20 protein-coding genes and 1 tRNA gene are annotated in these 22995 nt (G+C 71.0%); 5 read left to right on the forward strand and 16 right to left on the reverse strand.

From position 1 onward, the window contains the following. Positions 1-311 precede the first annotated feature (311 nt). The 3 genes from ABT048_RS24045 to ABT048_RS24055 are packed head-to-tail and all read right to left on the reverse strand — an operon-like array spanning position 312 to position 3719. Complete coding sequence (locus ABT048_RS24045) at positions 312-986, reverse strand: hypothetical protein (protein WP_350523530.1); 675 nt, start codon at positions 984-986, stop codon at positions 312-314. Beyond that, positions 973-2628 carry a VWA domain-containing protein gene (locus ABT048_RS24050; RefSeq protein WP_350523531.1) on the reverse strand — a complete coding sequence of 552 codons (1656 nt, stop codon included), beginning with the start codon at positions 2626-2628 and terminating at the stop codon, positions 973-975. Before ABT048_RS24050 ends, ABT048_RS24045 begins: the two co-directional genes overlap by 14 nt. Next, positions 2625-3719: a substrate-binding domain-containing protein gene (locus ABT048_RS24055; RefSeq protein ID WP_350523532.1), complete on the reverse strand. Its 1095-nt coding sequence runs from the start codon at positions 3717-3719 to the stop codon at positions 2625-2627. The genes ABT048_RS24050 and ABT048_RS24055 overlap by 4 nt, the downstream gene beginning before the upstream one ends. A 351-nt stretch (positions 3720-4070) precedes the next feature. Between ABT048_RS24055 and pyk the strand changes: the two genes are divergently transcribed. Continuing rightward, positions 4071-5501, forward strand: a complete 1431-nt coding sequence (pyk, locus tag ABT048_RS24060; RefSeq protein WP_350523533.1) for a pyruvate kinase — start codon at positions 4071-4073, stop codon at positions 5499-5501. A gap of 42 nt (positions 5502-5543) precedes the next feature. Here the strand turns inward: pyk and ABT048_RS24065 are convergent, their stop codons facing one another. After that, entirely contained in the window at positions 5544-6329 is a 786-nt protein-coding gene (locus tag ABT048_RS24065) for an RNA polymerase sigma factor (protein WP_350523534.1), read from the reverse strand. A gap of 99 nt (positions 6330-6428) precedes the next feature. Beyond that, a tRNA-Leu gene (locus ABT048_RS24070) sits at positions 6429-6512 on the reverse strand. A 92-nt stretch (positions 6513-6604) separates the two neighbouring features. Between ABT048_RS24070 and ABT048_RS24075 the strand changes: the two genes are divergently transcribed. After that, positions 6605-7261, forward strand: a complete 657-nt coding sequence (locus ABT048_RS24075; RefSeq protein WP_350523535.1) for an ANTAR domain-containing response regulator — start codon at positions 6605-6607, stop codon at positions 7259-7261. Between the two features lie 88 nt (positions 7262-7349). Here ABT048_RS24075 and ABT048_RS24080 read toward each other — a convergent pair whose 3' ends face one another. The 6 genes from ABT048_RS24080 to ABT048_RS24105 form a co-directional block, all read right to left on the reverse strand. Further along, entirely contained in the window at positions 7350-8066 is a 717-nt protein-coding gene (locus ABT048_RS24080; RefSeq protein WP_350523536.1) for an ABC transporter ATP-binding protein, read from the reverse strand. Then, positions 8063-8944 (reverse strand): ABC transporter ATP-binding protein, encoded by an 882-nt coding sequence (locus ABT048_RS24085; RefSeq protein ID WP_350523631.1) that lies wholly within the window; start codon positions 8942-8944, stop codon positions 8063-8065. Before ABT048_RS24085 ends, ABT048_RS24080 begins: the two co-directional genes overlap by 4 nt. Positions 8945-8952: 8 nt before the next feature. After that, positions 8953-10884: a branched-chain amino acid ABC transporter permease gene (locus tag ABT048_RS24090; RefSeq protein ID WP_350523632.1), complete on the reverse strand. Its 1932-nt coding sequence runs from the start codon at positions 10882-10884 to the stop codon at positions 8953-8955. 5 nt (positions 10885-10889) lie between these two features. After that, positions 10890-11819 (reverse strand): branched-chain amino acid ABC transporter permease, encoded by a 930-nt coding sequence (locus tag ABT048_RS24095; protein ID WP_350523537.1) that lies wholly within the window; start codon positions 11817-11819, stop codon positions 10890-10892. Between the two features lie 121 nt (positions 11820-11940). After that, positions 11941-13176 (reverse strand): branched-chain amino acid ABC transporter substrate-binding protein, encoded by a 1236-nt coding sequence (locus tag ABT048_RS24100; protein WP_350523538.1) that lies wholly within the window; start codon positions 13174-13176, stop codon positions 11941-11943. Between the two features lie 578 nt (positions 13177-13754). Further along, positions 13755-14219 (reverse strand): PaaI family thioesterase, encoded by a 465-nt coding sequence (locus ABT048_RS24105; RefSeq protein WP_350523539.1) that lies wholly within the window; start codon positions 14217-14219, stop codon positions 13755-13757. Between the two features lie 362 nt (positions 14220-14581). Between ABT048_RS24105 and polA the strand changes: the two genes are divergently transcribed. The 3 genes from polA to ABT048_RS24120 all read left to right on the forward strand — a co-directional run bounded on the left by polA (position 14582) and on the right by ABT048_RS24120 (position 19216). Further along, positions 14582-17266 (forward strand): DNA polymerase I, encoded by a 2685-nt coding sequence (gene polA, locus ABT048_RS24110; RefSeq protein ID WP_350523633.1) that lies wholly within the window; start codon positions 14582-14584, stop codon positions 17264-17266. 150 nt (positions 17267-17416) lie between these two features. Then, on the forward strand, positions 17417-18184 hold the full coding sequence (locus ABT048_RS24115; protein WP_350523540.1) for a GNAT family N-acetyltransferase: 768 nt from the start codon (positions 17417-17419) through the stop codon (positions 18182-18184). Positions 18185-18433: 249 nt separating this feature from the next. Beyond that, entirely contained in the window at positions 18434-19216 is a 783-nt protein-coding gene (locus ABT048_RS24120) for a hypothetical protein (RefSeq protein WP_350523541.1), read from the forward strand. Between the two features lie 158 nt (positions 19217-19374). Here the strand turns inward: ABT048_RS24120 and tgmC are convergent, their stop codons facing one another. From tgmC to ABT048_RS24145, 5 genes are all read right to left on the reverse strand, one after another. Then, positions 19375-20517, reverse strand: coding sequence for an ATP-grasp peptide maturase system methyltransferase (gene tgmC / locus ABT048_RS24125; protein ID WP_350523542.1), 1143 nt, complete (start codon positions 20515-20517; stop codon positions 19375-19377). Continuing rightward, positions 20514-21479 (reverse strand): ATP-grasp ribosomal peptide maturase, encoded by a 966-nt coding sequence (gene tgmB, locus ABT048_RS24130; protein WP_350523543.1) that lies wholly within the window; start codon positions 21477-21479, stop codon positions 20514-20516. The genes tgmC and tgmB overlap by 4 nt, the downstream gene beginning before the upstream one ends. Further along, on the reverse strand, positions 21479-21751 hold the full coding sequence (gene tgmA, locus ABT048_RS24135) for a putative ATP-grasp-modified RiPP (protein WP_350523544.1): 273 nt from the start codon (positions 21749-21751) through the stop codon (positions 21479-21481). The genes tgmB and tgmA overlap by 1 nt, the downstream gene beginning before the upstream one ends. Before the next feature lie 133 nt (positions 21752-21884). Then, a complete protein-coding gene (locus ABT048_RS24140; protein WP_350523545.1) occupies positions 21885-22454 on the reverse strand; it encodes a hypothetical protein in 570 nt (189 codons plus the stop codon). Positions 22455-22466: 12 nt separating this feature from the next. Next, entirely contained in the window at positions 22467-22889 is a 423-nt protein-coding gene (locus ABT048_RS24145; RefSeq protein WP_350523546.1) for an ATP-binding protein, read from the reverse strand. Between the last annotated feature and the right edge of the window lie 106 nt (positions 22890-22995).

The following is a 22995-nucleotide window of genomic DNA, read 5'->3' on the forward strand; positions in this document are numbered from 1 at the left end:
GCGTCAATGCGTCGACGCGCGTAGAGGGACGCGCGTAGAAGTGTGCCGTGCGGGCCGGGTCACTGGATAGCCCCCGGACCTGTCCAAGAGGTGAGATCTTGGCGACTCGTTCGTGACGCGGACGGGTGGGGGTGAGGGTGGTAAAGGGGAGGTTTCGGGCCTGAACGGGCATCCGGCCGGGGGCCTGAGCCGGGCCATCGCCGCGGCCTGAGCAGGGCAACCATCGGGGCCTGAGCTGGGCCTGAGCTGGGCCTTCGCCGGGGCGAGCCGGCGGATCGGGGGCCGGTGCCCGGCCGGGCACCGGCCCCCGATCAGGCCAGGTCGGTGGTCAGCAGGACCACCTCGCGGCCGAGCTCGGCCGCCGGGTCCGGGGCGTCCGGGCCCACCCACGGCTGCCAGGTCCGCGCCCGCAGGTAGCCGGCCACCGCGAGCGGCAGCCGGTGCCGGACGATCCGTTCCGCCACCGGGCCCGGGCCGGCCACGCGCAGCGCCGCCACCAGGTCGTCCACCCCGGCGGAGGGCGGCAGCGGCACGGTGTCCAGATAGGCGGCCAGCGCCTCCAACTCGGGGTCGGGCAGGGGCGGTGGCGGGGTCGGCGGCCCCTCCGGCACCACCGCCGCCGACGGCCCCGACACCGACACGGAGTGGGCGGCGGCCCCCGAACCGGACCCGGACCCGGCCCCCGAACCGGACCCGGACCCGGTCCCCGAACCGGACCCGGCCCCCGACTCCCGGCCCGGGTCCGAGCCGCCACCACCGGCGTGCGGCGGCCCCTCCGGCGGCTCGTCCGGCGGGCCGGCCTTGGGCCCGGGGGCCACCAGGGCGCCGACCCCGTACAGGGCGGCCGCCACCCCCGGCCACAGGCCCCCGCCGAGCCCGAACTCGTGCAGCCCCACCCCGACCGCGGCGCCCCCGAGGCCGGCCCAGTTCCTGGCCGAGTTCAGGTACCGCCCCAGCCGCCCGGCCGGACCGTCACTGGTACCCACGGATCTCCTCGAACGCCCCGTCCAGCGAGCCCGAGCCGTCGAACAGCTTCCCGCCGCTGATGTCCGCGATCCCCTGCAGCTGGGCCACCGCCGCCTCCCCGAACTTGATCGGGAACACCGGGATCGACTTCTCCCGGGCCGGCAGCGCGTCGTGGAAGCGCTTGAAGTCGGCGTCCGACGCACCGACGTTGCTCTCCCCGTCCGTCATCAGCACGATCGAGGTGAACCGGTCGTCGTTCGCCGCCGCCTGCTGGCGCTCGATCACCCGGTACGCCTCCTCCAGCGAGCCGTACACCGCCGTCCCGCCCGAGGCCGCCAGCGACTGCACGTCCGCGTTGATCGACGCCAGCTCCGCCTGCGGACCGGGCTGGCTGCCCGTGGGCGGCACCACGTGCGTCTTGGACCACTTCACCGAGGACGCGAAGGACACCAGGGTGACCTCCTCGCGGTTGCGGAAGCGGCGCACCCCGCGGGTGTCGTCCGCCCCGGTCAGCCGGCCCATCGCGGTCTTCAGCGAGGCGATCCTCGAACCCTCCATCGAGCCCGAGGTGTCCAGCACGTACACCGTCCGGGACGGGCGGCGCAGGTCGTTCTGGTACGAGGCCAGCAGGCCGTCCGCCACCGCCCGGGTGCCCGGGAACGGCAGCTCCCGGCGGCGGTCCGTCGGCAGCCCCGCGGCCGGGGCCACACCCGCCGTCGCGGGCCGGCGCAGCGTCGTCTCGGAGATGCGCTTCTGCACGTCGTCCTTGAGCAGGTACGAGGTCAGCCGCTGGAAGGCGTCGCGCTGGTCCGGCGCGGCCGAGGACAGCAGCGACAGCGGGTAGTCCGCCGACACCACGCCGTCCACCGGGCGCACCACCGTCAGCTGCTGCTGCGGCGGCAGCGTCCTGTTCAGCGACAGCAGCACCGACTCGTAGTTCACCAGCGCGCCCACCACGCCCGACTCGGCCCGGGTGTACGCCTGGGCCAGCCAGCCCGAGGAGCCGGAGGTCAGCTTCTGGCCGGTGAAGAACTGCTTCAGCTGCGGCGTCGCCTTCTGCACGTCCGCCTCGGCCAGCGCGCCGTCCGCCCCGGAGAACGCCGAGGCGACCGCCACCAGGGTGGAGAAACCGGAGTTGGAACGCGACGGGTCCGCCATGCCGTACGTCAGCTTGCCGGCCGCCGCCGCATCGCCGACCTGCGCCCAGGTGACCTTCGAGCCGTCGCCCCAGCCCAGGTCGCCGAGCACCGAGGAACGCACCCCGATCGCCACCGGCGAGACCATCACCGGCGTCTCCGACAGCACCTTGGACTTCCCGACCGGATCCAGCCGCAGGTACTGGTCGGACGGGAACCACACCGCGTCGTACTTGCCGTCCGCGCGGCCCGAGGACACCGCGTCGGCGCCGTCCAGGGTGCCCGTCCAGGAGAACTGCACCGTCACCCCGGTGGCCTTCCGGGCCTCCTCCAGGACCGGCGCCAGGTCCTGCAGCTCGCTGCCCGCCAGGACGCGCAGCACCCCCGGCCGGGCGGTCTCGGCGGGCGGATCGGAGGGCTGCGGACCGGCCTTGTCGCCGCCGGACGAGGTGCAGGCCGTCACCACGGCCAGCACGGCCGCCAGGGCCACGGCGAGTCCGCCGCGGTGCTTCGTACGGAGGTTCACTTCGGGCTCCCACCCTTCGCCGCGGCGGTCAGCTTGAGGAGGTTGTCCAGCGAGGGCAGGGTGGCCTGCTTGAACCCGGAGTTCCTCAGGTCGTGCGCGAAGTGCGGCGTCTTGTCCTTCATCAGGTTCCAGAAGGCTTCCTGGTCGGCCTGGGGCCGGAGACCGTACCGGGCCTCCAACCCGCGCAGCACCGCGTCGTTCTCCAACACGTCGGCCAGCTTGCGGCCGTTGTCCGTCCGGGCCACCAGGGTGTGGTCCGACTGGATCGTGGTGTCCGGGTACATCACCACCATGTCCCCGGTGTCCTTGCCCTGCAGCGGCAGCGCGGCGGCCTGCGACTCGTACGCGAAGACCAGCGTGCCCACCCCCGCGAAGAAGTCGCGGAACGGCTCGTCACTGCTGATCTTCTGCATGCCCTGGAGGCCGTTCGCGGTGGCCAGGACGTCCCGGACGGCGCTCACACCGGCGTCGTCCTGCACCACCTGGTTGCCGTTCGCGACGTACGACAGCAGCGCCAGGTACAGCGCGCCCGAGGACGAGGTCTCCGGGTCCGTCGTCGACACGAACAGCGGACCGGCCAGCTCCGGGTGCTGCTCGGCGCCCGGAAGCTCCTTCCACTTCCTGCCGGCCTTCAGCGCCTCCACGTACTTGTCCATCCGGAACGTCCAGACGCCCTTGGCGTCCACGTCCGCCAGCTGGTTCTGCTTCAGGACCTGCGCCGCCGACTCGTGCGTCACGATCACCAGCGGGGAGTAGAAGGGCACCAGCGGCGAGTCCGTCAGCTGCCAGTTGCGCTGGATCTCCCGGGCGGGGGCGGCACTGGCGGGGAAGGCGAAGTCCAGCCCCTTGGTGCTCTTCGCCTGCTCGCTCATCGTCCACGAGCCGGTCGAATCGGCCCGGACCTCCAGGCCCCGCTTCTTCAGCTCGTCCTTGACGTCCTTGTCCTCGAAGAAGCCGCGCTTCTCCGAGCCGATCAGGCCGGTGACCGTGACCACCTGGGTCCCCCCCTTGTGGTCGTCGGGGATCAGCGCATAGGCGACCCAGCCCAGCAGGGCCAGGGTCGCCACCACCCCCAGAGCGCCGCGTTTCATGCCGAACGCCTCCCCCTCGTACGCGACTTCGGTCGCGTCGTCTACGTCGTCCGGGTGGTTACCCGAATCCCCGGGCCGTCACCCGGAACCCCCCGGCCGTCACCCGGGGGTGACGAGCGTCCCGCCGGGCAGGGAGCTGCAACGGAAGTGACGGTGAACCAGAGGTGAACACCCCTTCACGGAATCGCATCGGCCGGGCCGCCACCGGGTGACCGGAGGAGGCACGGGACAAGGCGCTCGCACACCGGTCCGAGGGTGTGTCAGATTGTTCAACTCGCCTTACCGCAACGGTCATCCCGCAGTCCGGACCCGCCTCGTGGTTACGCGCCGGTAATGCCTAGTCTCAGCACTATGCGCCGAGCAAAAATCGTCTGCACCCTCGGGCCCGCCACCGACTCGTACGACCAGATCAAGACCCTGGTCGACGCCGGGATGGACATCGCCCGATTCAACCTCAGCCACGGCACCCACGCCGAGCACGAGGAACGCTACCGACGCGTCCGCAAGGCCGCCGACGAGACCGGCCGGAGCGTCGGCGTCCTCGCCGACCTTCAAGGCCCGAAGATCCGCCTCGACACCTTCGCCCACGGGCCCGTACTCCTTGAACGCGGCGACGAGTTCACCATCTCCACCGACAAGGGCGTCGTGGGGGACAAGGACATCTGCGGCACCACCTACACCGGGCTCGCCGCCGACGTCGGCCGCGGCGAACGCATCCTCGTCGACGACGGCCGCGTCACCCTGGAGGTCGTCGCCGTCGACGGACCCCGCGTGCGCTGCCTCGTCATCGAAGGCGGCCTGGTCTCCGACCACAAGGGCCTCAACCTCCCCGGCGTCGCCGTCTCCGTCCCCGCACTCAGCGACAAGGACGTCGCCGACCTGCGATGGGCGCTGCGCACCGGGGCCGACCTGATCGCGCTCTCCTTCGTGCGGAGCGGCCGCGACATCGAGGACGTCCACCGGATCATGGCGGAGGAGGGCCGGTTCGTCCCGGTCATCGCCAAGATCGAGAAGCCGCAGGCGGTGGAGAACCTCGAATCCGTCGTCGACGCCTTCGACGGCATCATGGTGGCCCGCGGCGACCTGGGCGTGGAGATGCCCCTCGAACAGGTCCCGCTGGTCCAGAAGCGCGCCATCAAGCTCGCCCGGCGCAACGCCAAGCCGGTCATCGTCGCCACCCAGATGCTCGACTCGATGATCAACGCCTCCCGGCCCACCCGCGCGGAGGCCTCCGACGTCGCCAACGCCGTCCTGGACGGCACCGACGCGGTGATGCTCTCCGGCGAGACCTCCGTCGGCAAGTACCCCGTCGAGACGGTCAAGACCATGGGCCGGATCATCGAAGCCGCCGAGAACGACATCCTCGCCGCAGGACTGCCCCCGCTCACCGCCGGCAGCAAGCCGCGCACCCAGGGCGGCGCCGTCGCCCGCGCGGCCGCCGAGATCGGCGACTTCCTGCACGCCAAGTACCTGATCGCCTTCACCCAGTCCGGCGACACCGCGCGCCGGCTGACCCGCTACCGCTCGCCCATCCCGGTCCTCGCCTTCACCTACGAACCGGCCGTGCGCAGCCAACTCGCCCTCACCTGGGGCGTGGAGACCTTCCTCGGCCCCTTCGCCCCGACGACCGACCAGATGGTCGAACAGGTCGACGCGGCGCTGCTGTCGCTGGGCCGCTGCCAGAAGGGCGACATCGTCGTCATCACCGCCGGCTCCCCGCCCGGCCTCGCCGGCTCCACCAACCTCGTCCGCGTCCACCACGTGGGCACGTTGGACGTCTGAGGCGCCATCGGCGGCGCGGCCCTCCGAGGGCTCGCGCCGCCGTCAGTACTTGGGGCCGATGTGGGCGTCCATGAGGGCGACGGAGTCCCTGCGGGCGATCGAGATGTTGAAGCCCCCGTTGGACCGGGAAGCGTTCTTCCACCGGACACCGACGGCGTCGAGGGTGGCGGTGAAGAGGCCGATGATGTCGGTCGACGTGTTGGTGAAGAAGTACCGCGGGTACTCGTAGCGCTTCGTGACGCCACCGACGGTGCGGGTGGCCCAGTTGGTGATCCGGCAGCCGTCGGAGTGGATCAGCCCCCGCAGGAACTCCCAGGGGTGCGCGTCCACGATCTCCTGCTGCCAGGGCTCCAGCGCGATGGTGCGCTCGTGCTTCTTGCCGGGGCCGTGCTGCGGGAAGAGGCAGGTGAGGTGGTTCGAGTAGACCTTCACGTCGCGGCAGCCGGTCCGGCGGACACGACAGGGCGTGTTGTTCGGAAGGACTATGCGCATGGCCTGTTCGACGGAGTCCATGATTCCAGGCCACTTGTCATCGCAGGTGATCTGGAGGCTCTGAGCCCTGCGGTATTCGTTGGGAAGCAGGATATGGCCGTCGCCGAGGTAGAGCCCGAGAAGATAGGCATAAGCGGCACGGCTGAGCTCATCGCCGTAACAGTGAGGGCAGGTGGACCGTTTGCGACCGGGAGCCTTACCGCGCTTTGAGAGGTCGTAGTGCTTCCAGGCCCCGACCGTGCCGATGGGAACCTTGAGGCGGCGGGCGACATCAGCGTTGCTGAAGCCTCGGCGGAGTAGATGGACCGCTTGATCGCGCAGCGAAAGGGTGGTCATGCAGATCAGGCTGACCGTTGCAAGAGTGAAGTGTGGGCACTCTGCATACAGTTCACCGGATGAGGTGAATTCCCGAATGCTGGGAATTTTTAGCTAGAGTGCCGGGTGCGGGATTCGAACCCGCATGTCCTTTCGGACAGATGTGTTTGAGACATCCGCGTAAGCCTATTCCGCCAACCCGGCTGGGTGTGCCTGCGACAGCATACCGCGTGCGCGCGGCCGAGTGGGTGTAGGTACCCTCATCTGTGCAGTACCCCGCCGGAACGAGGAGCCCCGTGAGCACCGCCGACGAGCAGGCACAGCCGCTTGAGACCGATACGCCCCAGATCACCCGGATCGTGATCGCCGAGGACGAGGCGCTGATCCGCCTCGATCTGAAGGAGATGCTGGAGGAGGAGGGGTACACCGTCGTCGGCGAAGCGGGTGACGGGGCGACGGCGGTGAAGCTCGTGGAGGAGCTGAAGCCGGATCTGGCGATCTTCGACGTGAAGATGCCGGTGCTGGACGGGCTGTCGGCCGCCGAGCAGATCCACGAGAAGCACCTGGCTCCGGTGCTGATGCTGACCGCGTTCTCGCAGCGGGAGCTGGTGGACCGGGCGCGGGACGCGGGGGCGATGGCGTACATCGTCAAGCCGTTCTCGAAGTCGGACCTGGTGCCGGCGATCGAGATGGCGGTGTCGCGGTACGCCGAGATGCGGGCGCTGGAGAAGGAGATCGGGGATCTCAGCCAGCGGCTGGAGACGCGGAAGCTCGTCGACCGGGCGAAGGGTGTGCTGCAGACGAAGTTCGGGCTGAACGAGCCGGCCGCGTTCCGGTGGATCCAGAAGACCTCGATGGACCGGCGGATGACGATGGCGGCGGTGGCCGAGGCGGTCATCGAGGAGGGCGAGGCCCAGGACCGCAAGAAGGCGGAAGAGGGCAAGTCCGAGTAGGACGAGCAGGACGAGTGCGACGAGCACGACGCGCACGGCGAAGGGCCCGGCAGAGCGGATCTGCCGGGCCCTTCGTGCGTGACGGGGGTCAGTCCTCGCCGAGGTAGGCCTTGCGGACGGACTCGTCGTGGAGGAGGTCGGCGCCCGTCCCGGAGAGGACGATGCGGCCGGTCTCCATGACGTAGCCGCGGTCGGAGAGGGACAGGGCCGCCTGGGCGTTCTGCTCGACGAGCAGGATGGTCGTACCGGACGCCTTGAGTTCGACGATGGTCGCCATGATCTTCTGCATCATCAGCGGGGAGAGGCCCATGGAGGGCTCGTCCAGCATGAGCAGCTTGGGCTGGGACATCAGGGCCCGGCCCATGGCGAGCATCTGCTGCTCGCCGCCGGAGAGCGTTCCCGCGGCCTGCTTGCGGCGTTCGCCGAGGATGGGGAAGAGGCCGTAGGCGCGTTCGACGTCGGCGGCGATGCCGGCGGTGTCGGAGCGCAGGAAGGCGCCGAGGAGGAGGTTCTCCTCGATGGTCATGCGGGGGAAGATGTGCCGGCCCTCGGGGGAGTGGGCGAGGCCGAGCGACACGATCTTGTGGGCGGGGACGGTGGAGAGGTCCCGGCCCTCGAAGGTGATGCTTCCGGCGGTGGGCTTGAGGAGGCCGGAGAGGGTGCGCAGGGTGGTGGTCTTGCCGGCGCCGTTGGTGCCGATGAGGGTGGTGACCTCGCCCTGTTCGACGGTGAAGCTGATGCCCTTGACGGCTTCGATCTTGCCGTAGGCGACGCGGAGGTCCTCGACCTCAAGGAGTGCGGTCACTGGTCGGTCTCCGTAACGGTCTCCGGACCTGCCGGGGCGGTCTCTGCCGGGGCGGCGTCTGCCGGGACGGTGTCTGCCGGGGCGGCGTCTGCCGGGGCGGTCTCTTCGAGCGGCGCGCCGAGGTAGGCGGTGATGACGCGCTCGTCGTTCTGGACGGTCTCGCGGTCGCCCTCGACGATCTTCTGGCCCTGGACGAGCACGGCGGTGCGGTCGCAGAGGTTGAAGATGAAGCGCATGTCGTGCTCGATGACGAGGATGGAGATGCCCTTGTCGCGGATGGCGAAGACGAGTTCCTCGGCGGCGCGGGTCTCCTGGGGGTTCATGCCGGCGGTGGGCTCGTCGAGGAGGAGCAGACCGGGTTCGGAGGCGAGGGCGCGGGCGATTTCGAGCTTGCGCTGCTCGCCGTAGGGGAGGTTGCGGGCGAGGTGGTCGGCCTTGTCGGCGAGGCCGGTGAACGCGAGGAGGTCCATGGCCTTCTCGCGGCTCTCGGCTTCGGCGCGGTGGTAGCCGGGGCCGCGCAGGATGGCGGAGAAGATGCCTTCCTTGGTGCGGGTGTGGCGGCCGACGAGGACGTTCTCCAGGACGGTCATGTTGGCGAAGAGCCGGATGTTCTGGAAGGTGCGGGCGATGCCGGCCTGGGTGACCAGGTGGGGCTTGGGGGGCAGTACGACGTCGCGGTAGCGGACGGAGCCCTCGGTGGGGACGTACAGGCCGGTGAGGCAGTTGAAGAAGGTGGTCTTGCCGGCGCCGTTGGGGCCGATGAGGCCGATGATCTCGCCCTCGCCGACGGTGAGGGAGACGTCGTTGACGGCGGTGAGGCCGCCGAAGCGCATGGTGACGCCGGTGACTTCGAGCAGGGGTGCGGCGGTGGTGGTCATCGGGTCGTTCACGCCCCTGCCTTGGTGAGTGCGGTCGGCTCGCCGGTGGGCTGGGCCGGGATGGCGGCTTCGTGGAACTCCAGTTGCCGGCGGCGGTTGGGGATGAGGCCTTCGGGGCGGACGCGCATGAGGACGATGAGGGCGGCGCCGAAGGCGAGGAGCTGGTAGTCGGCGAGGAACTCCAGCTTCTTCGGGATGAGGAAGAGGAGGGTGGCGCCGGCCAGCGGGCCGCTGATGGTGCCCATGCCGCCGAGGATGACGGCGGCGAGCAGGAAGGCGGAGTTGGGCGGGAGGGCCTCGGCGAAGGTGTACTGGTCGGGGGTGACGGTGTAGCTGACGTGGGCCTGGACGGTGCCGGCGAGGCCGGCGAGGCAGGCGCCGAGGGCGAAGGCGAGGAGCTTGAGGCGGAAGCCGTTGATGCCCATGGCTTCGGCGGCGGTCTCGTCCTCGCGGATGGCGACCCAGGCGCGGCCGATGCGGGAGTTGCCGACCCGGGCGAAGACGAGCACGACCAGGGCGGTGACGAGGAGCATCAGCAGGTAGTAGTTGGAGAAGCGGCCGAGTTCGATGCCGGCGACGGTGTGGGTCTTGCCGAGGTCGAAGCCGAGGATCTCCAGGTCGGGGATCCGCGGGATGCCGTTGGAGCCGTTGGTGATCTTGGGGCCGGTGGTGCCGTTGAGGTTGAGCATGGTGATGCGGAAGATCTCGCCGAAGCCGAGGGTGACGATGGCGAGGTAGTCGCCGCGCAGCCGCAGGGTGGGGGCGCCGATCAGGACGCCGAAGACCATGGAGACGGCGGCGCCGGTGAGCATCGCGGCCCAGAACGGGAACTGGACGTGGATGGGCGAGGCGGGGGAGCCGGAGACCAGGGCGGCGGCGTAGGCGCCGACGCCGAGGAAGGCGACGTACCCGAGGTCGAGCAGTCCGGCCAGGCCGACGACGATGTTGAGGCCGAGGGCGACGGTGGCGAAGATCAGGATGTTGGTGGCGACCGAGGTGTACTGGTCGCTGCTCTGGGTGAAGGGGAAGCTGGCGGCGGCGGCGAAGGCGGCGCCGGTGGTGACCGGGCGGTGCTTGACCGTCAGTGCGCGCAGCCGGGCGATCAGGCCGGACCGGGTGAGGGCGGCGACGGTGGGGCCGGCGAACAGCAGGTAGCAGATGAAGAGTTCGCCGTACTCGGTGTCGATGCCGAAGGTGATCGCGAAGAGGCCGAGCCCGAAGGCGCCGACGATGACCAGGACCTCGACCCAGGAGGGGAGTTGCTTCGGCGCGGCCAGCGGGCGCTCGATCCGGCCGAGGCGCAGCCAGGTGTTGGCGAGGTGGCCGAGCTGGAGGAGCAGGACGGCGCCGGTGGCGATGGCCACGCCGCCGGCGAGGGCGGTCATGACGGGGGCGACGGGCTTGTCGGACGGGATGGCGTGGGCGCCGAGCCAGACCAGGGGTGCGGCGGGGACGAGCAGGAAGAGGCGCTTGTCGACGATCCGCAGGGGGACGGCGGTGCGGCGGTCGAGGGGGAGGCCGAGGGCGCCGAGGACGGTGAGCAGGCCGCCGGCGGCGAGGACCCAGCCGCCGGGTTCGAGGTTGGCGAGGCCGCCGAGGTCGACGGCGATGGCGGAGACGGAGTAGGCGGCGACGGCGAGGGCGCCGGTGGCGGCGTAGAGGACGGCGTTGTTGCTGCGGGTGGGGGAGGCCCAGCGCAGGCCGGGGACGCCCTGGGCGGCGAGCAGCAGGACGAGGGTGAGGGCGCCGGCGGTGAGGGCGAGCCACTGGAGGCCGGCGGGGGAGCCGTAGTAGGTGAGGTCGCCGGGGAAGTCGGAGGTCCAGGTCCAGGACATGGCGGCGGAGGCGGCGGTGGTGAGGGCGCCGAGGCCGGTGAGGGCTGCGGCGGCGCGGGCCGGCAGGGGGATGACCGGGGTGGTCTCGGTGGTCGTGGTGGTCATGGTGGTCACGCCCTGTCCGCGACGCGCTCGCCGAGCAGGCCTTGGGGCCGGACGAGGAGCACGAGGATGAGGAGTACGAAGGCCCAGACGTCCTTCCAGGCGCCGCCTCCGAAGAGGTGCATGCCGGGCAGGTGCTGGATGTAGCCGGTGGCGAGGGCTTCGGCGAGGCCGAGGGCGAGGCCGCCGAGCATGGCGCCGTAGATGTTGCCGATGCCTCCGAGGACGGCGGCGGTGAAGGCCTTGAGGCCGAGGATGAAGCCCATCCGGAAGTCGATCTGGCCGCTGCGCAGGCCGTAGGCGATGGCGGCGACGGCGGCGAACGCGGCGCCGATGGCGAAGGCCATGACGATGATGCGGTCGGTGTCGATGCCCATCAGCTTGGCGGTGTCGGGGTCCTGGCTGGTGGCCTGCATGGCGCGGCCGGAGCGGGTGCGGGTGACGAACCAGCCGAGGGCGAGCATGCACAGGGGGGCGGCGATGATGAGGAAGAGGTCGCTGCGCTGGATGGTGACGGAGCCGAGGCTGAAGGGGTCGCCGGGGATCTTGGGGAAGACCCGGGCCTTCTTGGCGTCGGGGTAGAAGGAGAAGACGAGTTGCTGGAGGAAGATGGAGAGCCCGATCGCGGTGATCAGGGGGGCGAGCCGGGGGGCGTTGCGCAGGGGGCGGTAGGCGAAGCGCTCGGCTGCGACGGCGGTGAGGGTGGAGACCAGGATGCCGGCGATCAGCATCAGCGGTAGGGCCAGCCAGAGGGTGGTGCCGCCGGGGAGGGCGAGGTAGGCGGTCAGGGCGCCGAAGCCGCCGACCATGACGATCTCGCCGTGGGCGAAGTTGATGAGCTGGACGATGCCGTAGACCATCGTGTAGCCGATCGCGACGAGGCCGTAGAGGGCGCCGAGGATCAGGCCGTTGGCCAGCTGCTGCGGTAGGTCGTGCACCGCTGGGCCTCCGTAGTGCGTTCTGGGGTGTCCGCGTGGGTGGTGGATGTGGGGGCGCGCGGGGGCACTCGTGGCGCCCCCGCGCGCTGTGGTGGTTCGGGTGGCTCGGGTCGGCTGGGGGTCAGCCGTTGAAGGTGCCGGTCTTCTCCACGGCCCACGCGCCGTCCTTGACGGTGTAGACGGTGAGCTGCTTGTTCGTGGTGTCGCCGAACTCGTCGAAGGAGACCTTGCCGGTCACGCCGTCGAAGGAGACCTTCTGGACGGCGTCGACGACGGCGGCGCGGGGGTTGGCCGGGAGCTTGCCGTTGTTGGCGGCGACGACGGTCTTGACGGCCTGGATGATGGCCCAGCCGCTGTCGTAGGAGTAACCGCCGTAGGTCTCGTAGGCGTCCTTGTAGCCGGCGGCCTTGTAGTCGGCGATGAACTTGGCGGCGGTGGGGAGCTGTTCGACGGCGCCGCCGACGGCGGTGGCGAAGTCGCCGGCGCTCTTGGGGTTGAGCTTGATGTAGTCCTTGCTCTGCATGCCGTCGCCGCCCATCAGCGGGATGTTGACGCCGGCCTCCTTGAGCTGGAGGGAGAGCGGGCCGGCGGCGGGGTACTCGCCGCCGTAGTAGACGGCTTCGGCGCCGGAGCTCTTGACCTTGGTGACGATGGCGGCGAAGTCGCGGTCGTCGGGGTTGACGTGCTCCTCTCCGACGATGGTGCCGCCCTGCTTGGTGAACTCGGCCTTGAAGGTGCCGGCGAGGCCGGCGCCGTAGGTCTTCTGGTCGTCGATGAGGAAGACCTTCGACTTCTTGGCGTCCTTGGCGAGGTACTGGGCGGCGAAGGGGCCTTGGACGGCGTCGGTGGTGGCGGTGCGGAAGTAGGTCTTGAAGGGGCGCGCCTTCTCGCCGGTGGCCCACTTCTCGCCCTGGCTGAGGGCGACGCCGGTGTTGGCGGGGGAGATCTCGACGAGGTTGGCATCGGCGAAGATCTGCTGCATCGACTGCGCGACGCTGGAGTTGAGCGGGCCGACGACGCCGATCACGCTGGTGTCGCCGACCAGCTGGGTGGCGTTCTGCTGGCCGGGGCCGGGCTTGGCGGTGTCGTCCAGTGCCTTGATCTGGAACTTGACGCCGGGGACCTCGTTGGCCTCGTTGGCCTTCTTCACCGCGAGCTCGACGGAGTTGCGGATGCCGATGCCGATGGCGGAGAGGTCGCCGGTGAGCGGGGCGTCGATGCCGATGGTGACGGTGGCGGCGGAGCCGCCGCCGCTGCCTCCGTCGCCGGACTTCTTGTCACCGCGAGAGCCGCAGGCGCTGAGGCTGAGGGCGGCGATCACGGCAATGCTCACGACAACTGCTGAACGGTGACGCACGAGGGTCCCCTTCGGTTCAGGATGCGCCCGCGCCGGAGGGGCGGGAGCCGGGTGCGCTGAGGGCCAGGCCCAATTGGATGGCGCGGTGACTGGCCGTGACTCTAGGCGTGGTTGGGCGGCTCGGGCAGTGCTGCGAGCATGCTGTGATTCTCTTGTTATGAGCACACGGAGCAGTTGTCTCAACATGTGGTCGTTTCGGCTCGATCGATCCGGCGCTTTCGGGCGTTTACGCGCTGGTAGGGCGATGTAAGGGCCAGAAATGCGGGTTGCGGCTGGCGTCGTCGATTACCGGACGGTCATGTCCGATTCCCAGGTTCCGGCCTTGAGCGTCCGGATTGCGGACGAAAAGAGCACGGTCAAGTGATCTCGGGGCGCCCGGGGCTCCCGGAGCCGGACTCGTGCGAGGATTTCCTGCTTGTTACGCAGCGTTACGGGCGTGGAGGGCGCCTCGGCGCGTCCGGGCATGCGAACGCCCCCTCGTTTGACCAACGCCTGCCCAGGAGGGTCGGTGGTCAAACAAGGGGGCGGAAAAGGAATCTGATGCCGCGTCTGCTGAACTCGCAGAAGCTGTCGGGCCGTTAGAGGTCGCGCAGCATGCAGGTCAGCCGGCAGCTGGTGACGCGCTTGCCGGTGTCGTCGGTGATCGCGATCTCGTAGGTGGCGGCGGTGCGGCCCTTGAACACGGCCGTCGCCACCCCGGTGACCAGGCCGGACGTCGCCGAGCGGTGGTGGGTGGCGTTGAGGTCCACGCCGACCGCGTACCGGCCGGGGCCGGCGTGCAGCATCGCCCCGATCGAGCCCAGCGTCTCGGCCAACGCCGCCGACGCACCGCCGTGCAGCAGCCCGTACGGCTGCTGGTTGCCCTCCACCGGCATGGTGCCGACCACGCGGTCGCCGGAGGCCTCGACGATCCGGATGCCGAGCTTCTCGCCGAGGAGGCCGCCGGAGAAGGTCTCCGGGCTGACGCCCAGCTTGGCGAAGTGGTCCAGCACGTCCTGCGGGACGTTCAGGAGGGGGGCGGTGTCGGGCGCCGCATCGGTCATGGGGGAACTCCTGCCGCTCGGGGGTCACGGGTCCTGCTGCCTGTGATCGTACGACCGTCCTACTCGGCGGTAGAGCGCGCGGCCGGAGGCTGGCGTGGCGGCCCCGGCGGGCGCCCCGCCGCGGCCGCCGCTGCGGGCCTCCTCGCGCCGTCGCTGCGGGCCTCCTCGCGCCGTCGCTGCGGGCCCTGCTGCGCCGCCGCTGCCGTGCTCGGCCCCACCGGTGCCGTGCCCCTTTTGTCGGTGCCGGGCCATAGGATCGGTGGACGGTAGTGGAATCGGCAGGAACGGACGTTGACGTGGCTACGCAGAGTACGGACAAGGGCGCTACGGGTGGCGGCGGGGCCGGCCCGCGGCCCCGGCTGATGCTGCTCGACGGGCACTCGATGGCCTACCGGGCCTTCTACGCCCTGCCCGTGGAGAACTTCAACACCTCCACCGGGCAGCCCACCAACGCGGTCTACGGCTTCGCGTCGATGCTCGCCAACACCGTCCGCGACGAGCAGCCCACCCACCTCGCCGTCGCCTTCGACCTCTCCCGGCAGACCTTCCGCTCCGTCGAGTTCCCCGACTACAAGGCCAACCGGGCCAAGACGCCGGACGAGTTCAAGAGCCAGGTCGGCCTGATCGGCGAACTCCTCGACGCCATGAACGTCCCCCGGATCACCGCCGAGGGCTTCGAGGCCGACGACATCATCGCCACCCTGGCCACCGCCGCCGAGGCGGCCGGGTACGACGTCGACATCGTCACCGGCGACCGCGACTCGCTCCAGCTGGTCACCGACCACGTCACCGTCCTCTACCCGACCAAGGGCGTCTCCGAGCTCACCCGCTTCACCCCGGAGAAGGTCACCGAGAAGTACGGCGTCACCCCGCGCCAGTACCCGGACCTCGCCGCGCTGCGCGGCGACCCGTCCGACAACCTGCCCGGCATCCCCGGCGTCGGCGAGAAGACCGCCGCCAAGTGGGTCAACCAGTTCGGCTCCTTCGACGAACTGGTCACCCGCGCCGACGAGGTCAAGGGCAAGATCGGCGAGAAGCTGCGCGACAACCTCGACTCGGTCAAGCGCAACCGCGTCCTCACCGAACTGGTCCGCGACGTCGAACTCCCGCTCGGCGTGGCCGACCTGGCCCGCGCGCCGTTCGACAGGACCGCCGTCGGCACCCTGATGGAGTCGCTGGAGTTCCGCAACGCCAACTTCCGCGACCGCGTCTACGGCATCGACCCGGCCGTCGGGGAGGAGGAGGCCGCCGAACTCGCCCCCGGCGTCGAGGTGGACGGCGAACTGCTGACCGACCCGGGCACCCTGGCCGCCTGGCTGCGCGAGCACGCCTCCGACGGCAAGACCACCGTCGCCCTCGCCGCCGTCTACCGGTGGGCGCTCGGCACCGGCGAGGTCACCGAAGTCGCCCTCGCCGCGGGCGAGACGGCCGCCTGGTTCGACCCGGCCCTGCTCGCCGAGGAGGACGAGCGGGCCTTCGCCGGCTGGCTCGCCGACCCGGCCGCCCCCAAGGCCCTGCACATCGCCAAGCAGGTCATGCGCGCCTTCGCCGAGCGCGGCTGGACGGTCGAGGGCGTCGTCGCCGACACCGCGCTCGCCGCCTACCTGGAGAAGCCCGGCCGTCGCACCTTCACCCTGGAGGTGCTCGCCGAGGAGTACCTGGCCCGCTCGCTCACCCCGGCCCCCGCCGCCGAGAGCGGCCAACTCGCCTTCGACGCGCCGGAGGAGGACGAGACCGCCGCGGCCCAGTCGCTGATGCTCCAGGCCCGCGCCGTGCTCGACCTCGCCGCGCTCTTCGACACCCGCCTCGCCGAGGTCGGCGCCGCCGGGCTGATGCACGACATGGAACTGCCCATCGCCGCCCTGCTCGCCCGCATGGAGCGCTACGGCATCGCCGCCGACCGCGCGTGGCTCACCACGCTGGAGACGCAGTTCGCCGCCGAGATCCAGCGCTGCGTCGAGGAGGCCCACGCCGCCGCCGGGCACGAGTTCAACCTCGGCTCGCCCAAGCAGCTCCAGGAGATCCTCTTCGGCGAGCTCGCGCTCCCCAAGACCAAGAAGATCAAAACCGGCTACACCACCGACGCCGACGCGCTGACCTGGCTGGCCACCCAGACCGACAACGAGCTGCCGGTCATCCTGCTGCGCCACCGCGACCAGGCCAAGCTGCGCACCACCGTCGAGGGCCTGCTCAAGACCGTCTCGCCCAAGGGCCGGATCCACACCACCTTCAACCAGATGGTCGCCGCCACCGGCCGGCTCTCCTCGCAGGACCCGAACCTGCAGAACATCCCGGTCCGCACCGAGGAGGGCCGCGCCATCCGCCGCGCCTTCGTCGTCGGCGCGGGCTACGAGACGCTGCTCACCGCCGACTACTCGCAGATCGAACTGCGGATCATGGCGCACCTGTCCGAGGACGAGGCGCTGATCGAGGCCTTCGCCTCCGGCGAGGACCTGCACACCACCGTCGCCTCCCAGGTCTTCGAGGTCCCGGGCGCCGCGGTCGACGCCGAGATGCGCCGCAAGATCAAGGCGATGTCCTACGGCCTGGCGTACGGGCTGTCCGCGTACGGGCTCTCGCAGCAGCTCGGCATCAAGCCCGCCGAGGCGCAGGGCCTGATGGACACCTACTTCGAGCGCTTCGGCGGCGTGCGCGACTACCTGCGCCGGGTCGTCGACGAGGCCCGCGCGACGGGATACACCGAGACGCTGCTCGGCCGCCGCCGCTACCTGCCGGACCTCAACAGCGACAACCGCCAGCGCCGCGAGATGGCGGAGCGGATGGCCCTCAACGCCCCGATCCAGGGCTCGGCCGCCGACATCGTCAAGATCGCCATGCTCCGGGTGGACGAGGCGCTGCGCGCGGCCGGCCTCACCTCCCGGATGCTGCTCCAGGTGCACGACGAAATCGTCCTGGAGCTGGCCCCCGGCGAGCGCGAGCGGGTGGAGGCCGTCGTCCGCGAGCAGATGGCGGGTGCGTACCCGCTGCGCGCCCCGCTGGACGTCTCGGTCGGCGTCGGCGCGAACTGGGAGGCCGCCGCGCACTGACGGCGGAGCGGTATCGGCGGGCCCGGGCACACAGGTGTCCGGGCCCGCCGTCGTGTGCGGGGTCCGGGGGCGGCCCGGTCCGGGGAGGCCTGTTCCGCCGACGGGGAATTGGTCCTCATGTTCGGTCAATTTCGTACTACCGTAGGCGCAATGACAACCGGAACCCCTTCGACCGACCAGTTCCCGTCCCTCGCCGAGGCGCCGACCGCCCAGGCCCGCAACTCCGCCGCCTTCTGGACCGCGACCGGCCTGAGCCGGGGCCACGAGGTGATCCGGCGCCGCGGATTCGTCGCGGTCGACGGCGACGCGCGCGCGGGCCTGCGGGTCCTGATCCAGGAGCCCGACCTCGACCCGGCCGAACTCGCCGAGGTGGGCGAGCTGGTCCGCGCGGCCGCCGGGACGGCCTACGTCGACGACCCGTTCAGCTCGGCCGACCTGAGCGACCTGGGCCTGGGCCTGCGCAACTGGCAGATGCCGATCATGCTGCGCCTGCCCGGGCCCGTCGCCGAACCGGCCCTGGACGTGATCCGGGTGCGGGGGGCCGGCGACCTCCAGGCGGCCGAACAGGTCGTGATCGAGGGCTTCGACCTGGACGGGTTCCAGCCCCACCGCCCCGGTGAGCTCTTCCCGGCGGCGCTGATCGAACAGCCGGGCCTGGACGTGTTCGTCGCCTCCATCGACGGCACGGTCGCGGGAGCCTGCGTCAGCGTCGTGGCCAACGGTGTCGGAAGCCACTACTGGGTCGCCACGTCCTCGGCGTTCCGCTCGCGCGGCGTGGGCCGGGCCGTCATGCTCGGCGCCCTCGCCCACATGACGGACCTGCCGGCCACCCTCACCGCCTCGAAGCTGGGCAGGCCGCTGTACGAGTCGCTGGGCTACACGGTCGCGACGCCCTCCACCTGGTGGGCCTCCTCCTGACCGACGCCATTGCGCCGGGGCCGCGTCTGCGCGCGCCTTCGCCAGAGGCGCGCCGGCCGCCCGGGCCGGTGACGCGAAGTCACCGCGAGTGCGCTCCGTAGCCGCCGGGTTGACGCCGAAGCAGCCGGTGACACCCGGCGGTTCGTGCGCGTAGCGTGGAGGGAGCTGGTCGGCGAGGGACCGACCCGACGGCGGCCGCGCGCACCCGTGGGACGCGACGGCCCCGGTCCCTGCGACTGAGGAGGACACATGTCCAGGGAAATGCTCTTCTACCGGGCCGACGACGGCCTGATAGCGACGGGAAGACTCGGCACCGACGGCAGATTCAACGGCCTGGCCGACGGAAAGCTCTCCCCGCACTGGACGCACATCGTGCCCATCGGGCGGGAGCTGTTGTTCTACCGGGCTGGTGACGGGGTGATCGCCACCGGCCGGATCGACACCAACGGCATCTTCAGCGAGCTGGCCGAGGGTCGGCTCTCCACCGGCTGGACGCACATCGTGCCGGTGGGGCGGGAGCTGCTGTTCTACCGGTCCGACACCGGGGTGATCGCGACGGGCCGGATCGACACCAACGGCATCTTCAGCGAGCTGGCCGAGGGCCGGCTCTCCCCGCACTGGACGCACATCGTGCCGGTCGGCCGGGTGCTGCTCTTCTACCGGTCCGACAGCGGCGTGATAGCCACCGGGAACCTGTCCACGAACGGCATCTTCACCGAGCTGGCCGAGGGTCGGCTCTCCACCGGCTGGACCCACATCGAGCCCCTGGGAGCCGAGTTGTTCTACCGGTCCGATACCGGGGTGATCGCCACCGGCCGGATCGACACCGACGGGATCTTCACGGAGCTGGCCGAGGGTCGGCTCTCCTCCGGCTGGACGCACATCGTGCCGGTCGGCGAGGAAGCCCTGTTCTACCGGGCCGGCAACGGCGACATCGCCACCGGCCGCATCGACACCGAGGGCATCTTCACCGAGCTCGCCGAGGGCGGCCTGAGCCCCGACTGGACCGTCATCGTCGCCCTGACCGCTTGAGCGCCTGACCGCTTGAGCGCGGGGCACCACTCCCGGGCGGTGACGCGCGGGGGCCGGCGTTCGGGGGCCGTGCCCGCCGTTCGGTCCGGAGCGCACAGGAAGTCGATGGGGTCGACTTCCTGTGCGCCGGTTCGGGGGCAGGGGTGTCGCGCGCCCGGTCAGATCGGCAGGTCCCAGCCCGGACCGTCCGCGCTGCCGAGCCAGACCCGTTGCCCCGCCGCCGAGACGGTGATGCCGAAGGCGTCCTGCTGCGGCTCGCCCGCGCCCTGCCAGGCCTCGATGGCGGTTTCCACCCGGTCCCACAGGCGGAGTGGTCCGCGCTGGACCACGGTCCAGCCGCCTGCGGGGTCGGGCACGGTCCGGGCCTGCGATCCGGTGGCCACGTCCGAGAGGATCTGATTCCCGCCGCTTCCCATCCGTTCGGCCGAGGGCGCCGCGAGCTGCGCGACCCAGCTTCCGGTCCACGTGTCGAGCTTCGCCGGGTCGATCCGGCTCGCGCGTTCTTCTCCGGGGAGTAGGGCGAGAACGGGGCGGGGCGGGCGGTCGTGGGGCCGGGCGATCATGAAGCTGGTGTAGCCGGGCAGGAACCTGCCGGTGGCCTCACCGGGGCCGGTGACGTCGAGCAGTGCCAGGGCGTTGGCGTAGCTCCACCCGGACAGGGTGACCAGGATCCGCCCGCCCGGCTCGACCTGGCGGAGCCAGGCCATCGGCAGGTACCGGACCGAGCACGTCGCGATGAGCCGGTCGAACGGGCCGCCCTCCGGGTCGCCGTCGAGACCGTCGCCGGTGAGCAGGCGCGGGGCGTAGCCGGCGGCCCGGAGTGCGGAAGCGGCGCGCGTGGCCACCAGGGGGTCGTACTCGATGCTGGTGATGTTCCGGTCGCCGAGGCGGTGGGCACCGAGGGCGGTGGAGTAGCCGGTTCCCGTGCCGACTTCGAGCACCCGGTGACCGGCGTCCGCGCCGAGCCGCTGCCACATGTCCAGCACGAGCGAGGGCAGCGTGGAGGACGACGAGGGCGCCCCGGTGACCGGCTGGTCCCCGGCGTCCTCCGGGCTTGTGCGACCGTCGAGTTGGGTGATGAGGGTCTGATCCGTGTAGACCCCCTTCAGCCACCCGGGGTCAGCGGGGTGCACGGTTCGGTAGCCGGTCGGGGTGCTGCCCTCGATCGGGACGAAGTAGCTGCCGGCGAACAGTTCGCGCGGTACGGCGGTAGCGGCCTCGGCCCAGGCGGCGTCGGTGAGCGTGCCGTTCTCGGTGAGCCGCTCGACCAGGGCGGCGCGCAGGGTGTCGGAGCTGGTCACTCGTCGTGGCCTCTTTCCAGTCGGTCCGCGATCGCGTGCGCGATCCGGTTGGTGATCCCGGTCGGCTGCCAAGCCCATTGCCCGTTGGGGTTGCACTCCAGGAAGTACCAGGTGCCGTCTGCGGTGACGGCGAAGTCGAAGGCGCCGAAGGCCAGTGCGAAGGTGGCGAGGTAGTGGGCGATGGACTCGGCGACCGGGGTGGGGACGTCGATCGGACTGCACCGCATCCGGTCCTGACGGTGTCGCCAGTCGAGATCCGGGCTGTCGATGCGGGCGCCGAACAGGCGGCTTCCGACGGCGGTCACCCGGGTGTCGAACACCTTGGGAACCTTGGCCTGGAAGAGGTGCGGACACGCCGCCACCGCCTCGGTGATCTCGGACCCGTCGACTTCACGCACCCAGACGGCCCGGGCCTGCCCGTCGACCGAGTACGACGTGTTCCACAGCGGCTTGTACACCGCGCCGCCGTCGTGGCATGAGGTGAACTCCCGTGCCTCACGCGCGTCGTCGGTGATCAGTGTGTGGGGCACGTGGAATCCGCAGCGTTGTGCGGCGGCGAGCTGAGCGGGCTTGTACTCCGCCGCCCGGTTGGCCCAGGGATGGTTCACGTAGTGCGCCCCAGGAAGGGAGGCCAGGATGCCGCCCGCGCCCCAGAACGCCTGCGAGGCGGCGAACCGGCGGTCCTGGCCGTCGAGGTCGGGCGGCCCCTCGTAGGGCGAGGGCCTGCGCACCCAGACGGAGCGAACGGCCGTGAGGTCCAGTTCCCGGCTCGACGTGCGGAGGGTGCCCCGCTGACCGCCCGTACGGTACGTGGCGGTCAGTGAGGCGGCCGTGAGCAGGTCGGTGCCGGGATCGAGACGGACCACGGGAACCCGGCGCTCGGCGAGCAGCCGCAGCACCGCGTCCGCCGTCACATCGGAGGAGTTGGTCAGTACCAGCACCGACCCGCTTCGGTCGTCCATCAGCCGGAGCTCTGGTCCTGGTCGTAGGACTCGGTGACGTCGCTGTCCGTGGACCCGCCCGGCTTGGCCCCGTCGCCGGGGCTGGTGTGGGTGGGCGTGACACCGCTCGTGCTGGTGCCGTGGCTGCCCAGCTCGACCGTTCGGCCGTTCTCGTCCACGATGACGGCGATCTGCGTCTCGGGGTCGATCACGGGCGTGAACGCGGGGAGCGTGGCAGTGGCCGCGTAGGGCCCCATCCTGCCGATGCCCCACGGCACGGGGGTCTGCGTCATGTGTCCTCCTTGTAGCGGTATCCGGTTATTTCCGGCAACTCCGCTGCTGTGCGGAGTCGTTCATCGGCTCGCTGTGGGCGGGCGGTCGGGGTGGTGGGGGGAGCGGGAAGTCGGTGGGGTCGACTTCCTGTGTTCAGGGGGTGGTGGTGTGGGCGGCGGCGCGGGTGCGGCAGTGGGCGAGGGCGAGCTTGATCCGGGTGTCGGGGCCGGGGGCGGTGGCGAGGAGTTCGCGGGCGGCGACGAGGGCGGCCCAGTAGCGGGCGGGGTCGCCGGTGCGGGGGAGGGGCTGGGCGGCGGCGAGGGAGAGGTAGGCGGCGGTGAGGTTGCCGGTGGTGAACCAGCGATCGAGGCCGTGCTGGTGGCCGGGGCGGATACCGCCCATGGCGTCGATCGCGGTCAGGAAGAGGTCGATGACGGCGCGGTCGGTGTCGGTGAGGGCGGCGGGGACGTCGAAGACGCCGAGGGCTTCGAGAAGTTCACCCGTGTCGGCCTCGGAGCCGGGGCGGGGGTTGGCGAGAAGGGAGCCGTAGCAGTCGCCGAGGCGGGTGGTGGCCTCGGCGAGGGGGATGGAGAGGGCGAGGCAGACGGCGCGGGCGGAGGGAAGAGGCTGGCGGGTCCGGCGGGCGAGGAGGGCGTAGGCCTGGGCGGGGGTGGCGCCGCGGGCGAGGGCGTGCTGGGCGAGGGTGAGGAGGGGAGGCTGCATCGGGGTGCGCTTTCAGACGGTGGCGAGGGCGGGCGCGACGAGCGCCCAGACGAACTTGCCGATGCCGCCGGAGCGGGGGCAGCAACCCCAGCGCTCGGCCAGCTCGTTGACGAGGAAGAGCCCACGCCCGCGCTCCTCGTCGGTACCGGCGGCGCGGACGGAGGGACGTCCGGCGCCGGCATCGTGGACTTCGAGGCGGAGGAGGTCGCGGACGACGGAGAAGCGGACCTCGACGAGGCGGTCGGGCGGAGCGGAGGAGTGCTGGACGGCGTTGGTGACCAGTTCGCCGAGGAGCAACTCCGCCACGTCCGAATAGCGTTCGCCGTCGGGTAGGGCGGCGAGGTAGGCGCGGAGCAGGTGTCGGGCGAACGGGGTGGATGCGGTGCGCGAGTCGAGCCGGGCGGCGAACGTGCGGGGGCGGCGGGAAGCGAGCATGGTGGTGTCCTTGGGGGCGGATGGGGGAGCGTGGGAGCGGCGCGGAGTGATGGCATGCGCCGCTCCGATGTGTAGCGATACGGCTACTCAGTGCGTCCACTTTCCC

This window comes from Kitasatospora sp. NPDC096140, assembly GCF_040303045.1.
Lineage (GTDB): Bacteria > Actinomycetota > Actinomycetes > Streptomycetales > Streptomycetaceae > Kitasatospora.